The sequence below is a fragment of the Natrialba sp. INN-245 genome (genome assembly GCF_009807105.1).
Taxonomy (GTDB): Archaea; Halobacteriota; Halobacteria; order Halobacteriales; family Natrialbaceae; genus Natrarchaeobius; species Natrarchaeobius swarupiae.
The window spans coordinates 566,726-575,157 of the sequence record NZ_WUBV01000063.1 but is presented as its reverse complement, the minus strand read 5'-3'; the positions used below and the strand labels follow the sequence as shown (position 1 = coordinate 575,157).

At 60.4% G+C, this 8,432-nt stretch carries 8 protein-coding genes and 1 pseudogene; 5 read left to right on the top strand and 4 right to left on the bottom strand.

Annotated features, from left to right (window positions below; translation table 11 throughout):
• The first annotated feature begins 717 nt into the window (after positions 1-717).
• From GRS80_RS19325 to GRS80_RS19310, 5 genes and pseudogenes are all read left to right on the top strand, one after another.
• Positions 718-1,356, top strand: coding sequence for an Era-like GTP-binding protein (locus GRS80_RS19325; RefSeq protein ID WP_149079527.1), 639 nt, complete (start codon positions 718-720; stop codon positions 1,354-1,356).
• 6 nt (positions 1,357-1,362) lie between these two features.
• Positions 1,363-1,764, top strand: a complete 402-nt coding sequence (locus GRS80_RS19320) for a DUF2073 domain-containing protein (RefSeq protein WP_149079528.1) — start codon at positions 1,363-1,365, stop codon at positions 1,762-1,764.
• A gap of 21 nt (positions 1,765-1,785) precedes the next feature.
• Positions 1,786-1,968, top strand: a pseudogene (locus tag GRS80_RS21155) (Zn-ribbon containing protein); the annotation flags it as partial.
• Between the two features lie 501 nt (positions 1,969-2,469).
• Positions 2,470-2,817 (top strand): Zn-ribbon containing protein, encoded by a 348-nt coding sequence (locus GRS80_RS21150; protein ID WP_343161676.1) that lies wholly within the window; start codon positions 2,470-2,472, stop codon positions 2,815-2,817.
• Positions 2,818-3,222: 405 nt separating this feature from the next.
• Positions 3,223-4,005: a hypothetical protein gene (locus GRS80_RS19310; RefSeq protein ID WP_160048957.1), complete on the top strand. Its 783-nt coding sequence runs from the start codon at positions 3,223-3,225 to the stop codon at positions 4,003-4,005.
• Positions 4,006-4,018: 13 nt separating this feature from the next.
• On the opposite strand, the gene GRS80_RS19305 is transcribed toward GRS80_RS19310, so the two are convergent.
• The 4 genes from GRS80_RS19305 to GRS80_RS19290 form a co-directional block, all read right to left on the bottom strand.
• On the bottom strand, positions 4,019-4,330 hold the full coding sequence (locus GRS80_RS19305; protein WP_160048956.1) for a nucleoside triphosphate pyrophosphohydrolase: 312 nt from the start codon (positions 4,328-4,330) through the stop codon (positions 4,019-4,021).
• 100 nt (positions 4,331-4,430) lie between these two features.
• Positions 4,431-5,009 carry a hypothetical protein gene (locus GRS80_RS19300; protein ID WP_160048955.1) on the bottom strand — a complete coding sequence of 193 codons (579 nt, stop codon included), beginning with the start codon at positions 5,007-5,009 and terminating at the stop codon, positions 4,431-4,433.
• A 127-nt stretch (positions 5,010-5,136) separates the two neighbouring features.
• Positions 5,137-6,678, bottom strand: coding sequence for an iron ABC transporter permease (locus tag GRS80_RS19295; protein WP_235019809.1), 1,542 nt, complete (start codon positions 6,676-6,678; stop codon positions 5,137-5,139).
• Between the two features lie 232 nt (positions 6,679-6,910).
• Positions 6,911-8,158, bottom strand: coding sequence for an extracellular solute-binding protein (locus GRS80_RS19290; RefSeq protein ID WP_160048953.1), 1,248 nt, complete (start codon positions 8,156-8,158; stop codon positions 6,911-6,913).
• Positions 8,159-8,432 lie beyond the last annotated feature (274 nt).

Sequence of the window (8,432 nt, the reverse complement as noted above, 5' to 3'; positions counted from 1 at the left end):
CCCCCCCCCCCCCACCCCTTCGTTTCGAGTGGAAACCGTCGAAGAGGTCGGTGGGAACGACAGGATCTAGTCTGGGAAGTTTTATTTAGGTAGGGTAGAAACAGCATCCGCAGAACTAGCAAAATAGAGTTATTACTAGAGTGCATTGGTTTTATTACTAGAGAGAACTAGATTTGCTCGGTTTCAGCCGATGAATTACTAGAAATCCTGAAACCGTCAAAATCACTCCAGAGACGTCCAATCACTTCCGATCGACGCCGCTTCGTCCACCTCACCGTCCTCGAACACCGTCTCGAGAGTGACGGGTTCGGTGGTCTCCACTCGAAACGAAGGGGTGGGGGTGTGTTCCCCAGCCTCGACTCCACTCGTACTCTCTCCTCTTATGGGCCGTGGCAACACCTCACATTCTCGTGTTGTCCTCTCTTAGTTCCGTGCTATCTCCTCTCACAGTTTACTCAGCACGTCCGACATCCCATCCGGACTCCTCGTCTTAGTTCACCTGTAGTAACACGTTATTATGTTCGGACCAGCGACAACCGACCGAGTATCGCTCGAGTGATCGATACCAAGCTCGGTACTTCCCGCAAAACCCACACTCAAATATCTCGAAGGTCTTACACTCTCTTCTATCCGAGAGTCAACTCGTTTGACGTAGGCTTAAGTGAGTTCGGTTCAGTAGTACGCGCAGACACACCCCGTGTGCTGGAGGCCCTAACGATGGGACTGTTCACAGAACTCAAAGATAGTATCTCTCGGGCTACGGACCGCCTGTTCTCCGAACAGGAACCCAAACGAATCGGTATCTATGGTCCACCGAACGCCGGAAAGACGACACTCGCAAATCGCATCGCCCGAGACTGGACGGGCGATGCGATCGGGACGGAGAGTCACATCCCCCACGAGACTCGTCGCGCGCGTAGGAAAGAAAACGTCGAGATCGAACGGAACGGAAAGTCGGTAACGATCGACATCGTCGACACGCCTGGCGTGACGACGAAAGTGGATTACGAGGAGTTCACCGACGAGATGGAAGAAGACGACGCGATTCGTCGCTCTCGTGAGGCGACCGAAGGGGTCGCCGAAGCCATGCACTGGCTTCGCGAGGACGTCGACGGCGTCATCTACGTCCTCGACAGCGCGGAGGATCCGATCACGCAGGTCAACACGATGTTGATCGGTATCATCGAATCTCGTGATCTCCCGGTTCTCATCTTCGCAAACAAGATCGACTTAGACGACTCGAGCGTCAAACGCATCGAGGACGCCTTCCCACAGCACAAGACCGTTCCGCTCTCGGCGAAGGAAGGCGAGAACATGGACGAAGTGTACGAGAACATCGCGGAGTACTTCGGGTGAACCTGGATGCCAACAGCAACTAACGCCGACGACTCCGATCCCGCAGACGGAATCCAGATCGACCTGATCAGCGGTGAGCGCATGGAGAACATGGCGACGATGGAGAAGATCCGGATGATCTTAGACGGCGTCCACGACGGAAACATCGTCATCCTAGAAGAAGGTCTGACGCCGGACGAAGAGAGTAGGCTCATCGAGACGACGATGGCCGAAATCAATCCCGAGGACTTCAACGGGATCGAGATCGAGACGTATCCGAAGTCGGATAGCAAGGACTCGTCGCTTCTCGGTCGGATTATGGGTGGCGACGGATCGGAGGCGAAACTGACCGTGATCGGACCGGCGAACCGGATCGAGACGCTTCATAAAGACGAGACGCTCATCAGCGCCCTCGTCTCTCGAAGCTAACACTTACACTACTCCGAACTAATGCCCCACGAATGCACGAACTGCGGCCGGACGTTCCCCGACGGATCGAAAGAGATGCTGTCGGGCTGTCCAAACTGCGGCGGAAACAAGTTCCAGTTCACGCCGTCGACGTCAGCTGGAGCCGACTCCTCGGCCTCGGCTGAACCCGATTCCGAAGCCGACTCCCGGTCGACCGACGCCGTAGACGGAGCTCGATCACCGACCGACCCGGACAGAACTGGTTCGTCCGCTGTCGACACGGACGAATCTTCGTCGCACCCTCCCGACTCCGACTGGGTTCCGGCAACGGAGGCGACTGAATCGACCTCGTCTTCGTCTCGAGAGCCCGACCCAACCTCGTCTTCGTCTCGAGAGCCGTCACCCTCGAACCATCTCGAGAAGTCGGATGTCTCCGATCAGGCCTGGCCGGATACGGCTCGTCGTCCGGAGGACCGATCCGGCCGCGAGTCAGATCCCTCGTCCGCACAACCGGATCAACCTTCGTCCTCGAACACGTCCTGGACCGACGACGGTTCGACTCCGCCAAGCGATTCGAACCGATCCGAGGATCAGAGAGCGACGCTCGCGGAGTCCGAGGAATCTGCGCAGGCGGATGCACGGAGCGAAATCGTTTCGAGGAACGATCTACCGCCTGTTTCCGAACGTTCGTCTGCTGATCGATGGGACACAGCACAAAACCATCACGTGTCTGACACCCCGGCGGATTCGACATCGACTGGTGGGGGCGACCGCCCCACCGCAAACTCCGAGGGAGCCGTCGACGACGCTGCGAACAAGGAGACGGCGTCTGGATCCGACGAGGACCCCGACCACGGGCGTGTCGTGAGCGAACCATCCGGTGATCAGCCATCGATCGAGGAACTTCGAGCAGAACTCAACGAGCAATTCGAGAGCATCAAGATCCTCAACCCGGGACAGTACGAACTCAACCTGATGGAACTGTACAACCGAGAGGAGTACATCATCTCCCTCCAGGAAGACGGTCGGTACGTCATCGACGTTCCGGACTCGTGGCGCGACGCGGAAGACTGATCGATCCGCGGAATCGGTGTCTCTCCGAGAGATCGACCCGTGTTTCCCGACCACCTTCGTTTCTTCTCGAGACGATCCGATTTGTTCAACCTTTCGAGAGCTAGAGCATGTAACAATTCCACGTGAACTGGTGGGGGTTTCTCCGAAGCCTCTGTAGACCGAACGAAATCCGCAGTGACCCACGGTCGACGATGAAGGGTATCACGACGTGATCTTCGCCACACCCGTCCGATCGCGCCTCGAGACGGAGAATGATGGATTTAAGCGACGGTAACGGAAAGATGGATTTAAGCGGCGGCAACGACTGGGATCGAGTATGAGTACACCCACCAAGATCGTCGTCGGCACCGTTGCCGTCTCGGCTATCCTCTCGCTTTTGCTCGTTTTCCAGACCGTCTTCGTCTGATGTTCGAGAGCCGCGAACTCTCGGGACGTCTCGCGGACGTTCGAGACGAGCACGCGCCGAACACGCTCGTCTTCGACTGCGAGCGCGATTTCGAGACACTGCGACCGGCGGTCGCGGAGGACCTCGGAGTGATCGTCGACGGCTTCGAGCCGACCAGCTATCCGTCGGAGTGGCTTCCGGAGGACGCGCCGACGTTGCTCCGGCGGTACGCCGGTTCGGACCTCACGATCGGGATGCCCGGCGACGGGAGCATCGCCTGGACCAAACAGACCGATCCGGCGGTCGTTCTCGTCAAACCGCGAGTCGAAGGCTCACCCGAGCCGTTTCTCGAGTTTCTGATTGCCGAGGCGTTCGTCGAACTCGGCCTCGACGTTCCCGAACACTTTCTCGGCTTCTTCGAGGAAGCCTACCGCGAGTTCGATCGGGTGGTTCCGCTCGGTCCGAACGATACTTACCAGGTGGCAACGGCGTTGTACGACGGCTGGGTCGGCCTCCAGGCGCGGGACGTGTTCGCCGACTGGCGGGACGACCAGCCCGACCTCGCGGACGCCTGGCAGGACGCCGGAACTCGCCTCGAGGGACGCGTTTCCGGGCTTTCGCGGGCGGTCGCCCGGGGCGAGACGGAGTTCGCGGATGCGACGGAACTTGCGTGTGCGACGATCAAACACGCGCTCGAGCTTCCACCACCCTTTGCCGCACTCGAGACCGGAGCATACCGCGACCACGGTCCCGAGTACGCGATTACGTGGGCCGAAAAGACGTTCGACGCCCTCTCTGAGTAAATTCGACCTGGAGTTATTCCTCGACGCACTCGAGGACGATTCCGTCCGCGAACCCACCTCGCTCCGACTGTTTCTCGCGACGAACCGCCTCGAGGTCCTCGAGCGTTCGCTCTCGGTGGTCGAGGATCGCGTAGACGACCTCGAGGACGTCGGCCAACTCCTCGAACTCACCGGAGTCTGCAAACTCTCGGCTCTCTTCGCGGAGTTTCGCGGCGAGGCGATCGGTGTACTCCTCGGCGTCGGCGACGTGGATCTCCGGTCGTTGGTCGTTTTTCTCCACGATCTCGGGAATCCGGTCGCGGACGAGTTTGTCGTACTCTGGCATGTGGCTCGTTCGGTGTGGATCCGCGTCTCGTTCGTAGATCGATCAGGGTCTCGCTCGAAAGGCGATTAGAGTCTTGTTCGAAAGTCGGTTCGAACCTTGCTCAGAAGTCAGCTTCGACGTTCCCGTCCTCGTTGAGGTCGATCACGCCGTCGAAGCGGCTACGAAAGTCGTCGACGACCGAGCGGTCGTGGGGTTCTTCCGAGAGGTGAAAGAGGCCGACCGCGTCGTGGTTCGCGAGTAGCTCGAGGATGCGGTCGACCGCCTCGAGGGCGTCATCGTCGCCGGCGTAGTAGGCGAGTTCGGTGACGGAGTCGAAACTGAGCCGAAGTTTGCCGTCGTGGTTCTCGAGGAAGCCGTCGATGTGCTCGACGATGCCGTCGACGTCGTCGGGTGCGGCGACGTAGTGTACCGTGTCCGTCTTGCGTCGGGAGTAACCGCGTTCGATGCTGAGCGTGTCGAGGATCTCGGCGCGTTCTTCGTCGACGTCGTAGTACTCGAGTTTCTGTCTGACTTCGCGGGCAGTGGTTCGGGTGGAGACGACGAGGAAGTGGTCGGTGTCGGTTTTCAGAAAGTCGGTGTCGATTCGGTCCGTTTCCCCGGTGCTCGGATGAAGTAAGAGAACGCCGGTGCCACCGGGAATCGTTGCCGGTGTTCCGTCGATTTCGAGCCGATAATCCATGTTGAACTGAACAACTTCCGGAATCGACTTAATAGTGCGGATTCCCGGTCTCGAGTGGGACATTGGACTGCTGCGGATCGCTGCCCGGGATTGGACTACTGCGAACCGGTATCCGAACCCGGCACCGTTAGCTCAGGTCGCCCCCTTCCTGTCGCAACAGGACCAGCATCGAGAGCCCCGAGATGAGGACGAGAAACAGCGCCGGGACGGCCGCGTACCGGTAGGCCAGCGCGTCCTGGGCGTCCCAGATGATGATGACGAGCGTGTCCAGTCCGACGGGCCCGACCATCAGTGTCACCGGCAGTTCCTTCATCGTGGTCAGGAACACGAGGACGCCGCCGGCGATCACGCCAGGCATGATCAACGGGAGGGTCACGCGCCGAAACGTCTCGAGTCGACCGGCGTTGAGCGTCCGGGCGGCCTCGATCGTCTTGCTGTCGACCTGTAGCACGGACGACCGGACGGTACCGACCGCCTGCGGGAGAAATCGAATCACGTACGCGAACACGAGCAGCCAGACTCCCTGTCTGTACAACGACGGCAGGGTCCGGGTTCCGAGAAACACCAGCGCGAGCCCGATCACGACGCCAGGTACGGCGAAGCCGATGTAGGTTGCCCGCTCGAGTATCCGAGAGACGACGGAGTTCGTTCGCCCGGAGTAGTACGCGACCGGTAAGGCGAACGCACACGCGACCACTGCGGCGAGCACGGCGAGTCGAACCGAGTTGAACGCAAACTCCCACTGGAACTCGAGGGAGGGGATCCGGTCGCCCTCACTGCGGAACAGCCAGCTCGTAAAGATCGCGACCGGGACGACGAGCGTGAGAACGCCCAGCAGCGAGACGAATCCCATCGCGGGCCACTTCCAGGTTCCGAGGCGTATCACACTCCCGCTTCCGTCCGCGCCGCCGCTTGCGTCTTCGTCGCGTCCGATCCCGGCTTCGATGACGAGGACGACGGCCACGATCGCGACTAACTGTAACGCGAGCAACGCGGCGTACTCGGGAGCGAACCCGCTGAACTCCCAGTATATCGTGCTCGTAAACACGCTCGCCTGCATAAACGCCGGCGTCCCGAAGTCCGATATCGCGTAGAGTCCGGCGAGCAACGCCCCGGCGGCGATTCCTGGCCTGATCCGGGGGAACGTAACCCGTCGGAACGCCTCGAGCGGGCCAGCGTTGAGCGTCCGCGCGGCATCGACGAGCGAACTGTCCATCGAGAGCAGCGCCGCCCTGGTGGTCAAGAACACGTACGGGTACGTGTACAGCGTGATGATGAAAATCGATCCCCGGAGACCGTGGACGCGGGGGAGAGTAACGCCGAGGAGCGAATCAACCTCGCCGCCCGAGCCGAACATCGAGACGAACGCGATCGCACCGATGTAGCTCGGAATGACCAGTGGGAGCGCAGCCACGACGGTCCAAAAACGCGGGTACGGAAGATCCGTTCGAGTCGTCAGAACCGCGAGTGGAACGCCGAGCAGGATCGAAAACAGCGTGACGGACAGCATCAACGCGATACTGTTTGCCGTAACCAACGCGGTCTGTGAGGAGACGACGAGGTCGGTGGCACGGGAGAAATCGACCGTGGAGGCTTGCCAGACCACCCAGAACATCGGGGTGACGACGAGAAACGCGATGATCGCACTCACCGCTCCCAACGCGACCATCCATGGGTCGATACGTTTGATCCGGTCACCGATCGAATCGGATCGGTGTGCGGGATCTGCGTCGTTCGTTGTCGATTTCATCGTGTGTTCCGCGCACCAATCGGATCAGTTCGCGTCGTCGATTGGTCGGCGCTCGACGCTCTTGAAACTCTTGATTGGCTCGTTGGCTGGCTCTGGCTGCTCGGGCTCAAAAACGGTGTCTCCGACCGATAATCGAACCAGCAGATCGGCGTTATAGCGGCATCATATCTTCCTCTTCTAGGAGCTCGCTTGCTCCCTGTAGTTCCATGTCGAACTCACTGAGGTCGAACGTCGGCGAGTTGAGTTCGTCCGGGTTCGGCAGCGGGCCGACGTAATCGACGCCGTCGATGACGGGGAACTCGCCGTTTGCATCTATCATGAACTCCTGTCCGTCCACGGCGACGAGGTGACGGGTAAACTCGGCGACAAGTTCGGGATCCTCGACATCGTTCGTGACGGCGATCCCCGCGACGCTGAATAGACAGCCAGGATCGTCTTCCGTGAACGTCACGCGGATCGGCGAATCGGGATCCTCGTTGACGAGTCGTGCGGCGTAGTAGCTGTTGCCCAGCCCGATGATCGGATCGTCGTCACCGCCCTGTTCGATGGCTGCAGCCTGACTGCTGCCACCGGAGAACAGTTGTGGGTCCTGGTCCATGAAGTCGCGGACCCACTGTCGCGTCGCGTCTTCGCCCTCGAGTTCGACCATCGCCTGGATGAACCCGCGGAACGTTCCGGAGTTCGGACGCGTCGAGATGATTCCCTCGAACCGGTCGTCGGTCGCGTACTCGAAGATATCCGTCGGAAGCTCGTCCCAGCTATCGAACGGCGTCTCGTCCAATCGATCCTCGTTGTACATGATCGACCGAACGCGGCCGCTGACCCCGGTCCAGTGCCCGCCGGGCTCGCGGTAGCTCTCGGGGACGGTGTCGACGACGTCTGCCGGAAGCTCCTGAACGAGTCCCTCGTCGTGGACTGCACCGAGCGCCCCAGGGTCCTGGGAGTAGAAGACGTCCGCCGGCGTTGCGTCGCCTTCCTGGACCAACTGGTTAACCTGGACGTCGTTGTCGTCGTAATCACGGTGGATCTCGAACCCGTCGTACTCTGCCTCGAGTTCTTCGAACACCAGATCGATCTGGTCGCGCGTCCGGCCGGAGTACACCGTGATCTCGCCCTCGAGATCGCCGAGATCGTCCCAGCTCACGCCGCTTGAGTCGACCGGAGTGGCGAGTGGTTCGGCGTCGGCGACCGATGCGGCCCCGTCGCTGACGCCGTTTCCGTCGTCATCACCGTTTCCATTACCGCCGTTCCCACCGTTACCGCCGTTTCCACCGTTGCCACCCTCGTCGCTCGTACAGCCTGCGAGTGCTGCGAGTCCGACCACGGACAGGCCCGCGGAGGCGAGGAATGGTCGTCGTCCAGTCGTCCTGTCCGTGCGATTGCTGTCGCGCTGTTGCATATCTTGTTTTAGGCCGACCTAAAACACATATAGCTTCCGATTATCGTCGAGAGAAGGGTCGAGAGGAGGGGACAGCATTGGCTGTCTCGTTCGACCGAGACCGATGCCCACGGTGTTTCGGTCGACCTAAACCTCTCCACCCATACTTTTTAGGCGGTCCTAAAGAGTCTGTCGGTCGTCACGGAGCGACCGACACACCGTCGAGGCGGCGGGCGCGCCAGGCGTCGATACCGCCGGTCGCCGACGACATCCCCGTCGCGGATGTCGATGACTC

Coding starts and splice junctions, on each gene's coding strand:
- GRS80_RS19325 (WP_149079527.1), top strand. CDS start 718: ATGGGACTGTTCACAGAACTCAAAGATAGTATCTCTCGGGCTACGGAC.
- GRS80_RS19320 (WP_149079528.1), top strand. CDS start 1,363: ATGCCAACAGCAACTAACGCCGACGACTCCGATCCCGCAGACGGAATC.
- GRS80_RS19310 (WP_160048957.1), top strand. CDS start 3,223: ATGTTCGAGAGCCGCGAACTCTCGGGACGTCTCGCGGACGTTCGAGAC.
- GRS80_RS19305 (WP_160048956.1), bottom strand. CDS start 4,330: ATGCCAGAGTACGACAAACTCGTCCGCGACCGGATTCCCGAGATCGTG.
- GRS80_RS19300 (WP_160048955.1), bottom strand. CDS start 5,009: ATGGATTATCGGCTCGAAATCGACGGAACACCGGCAACGATTCCCGGT.
- GRS80_RS19295 (WP_235019809.1), bottom strand. CDS start 6,678: ATGGTCGCGTTGGGAGCGGTGAGTGCGATCATCGCGTTTCTCGTCGTC.
- GRS80_RS19290 (WP_160048953.1), bottom strand. CDS start 8,158: ATGCAACAGCGCGACAGCAATCGCACGGACAGGACGACTGGACGACGA.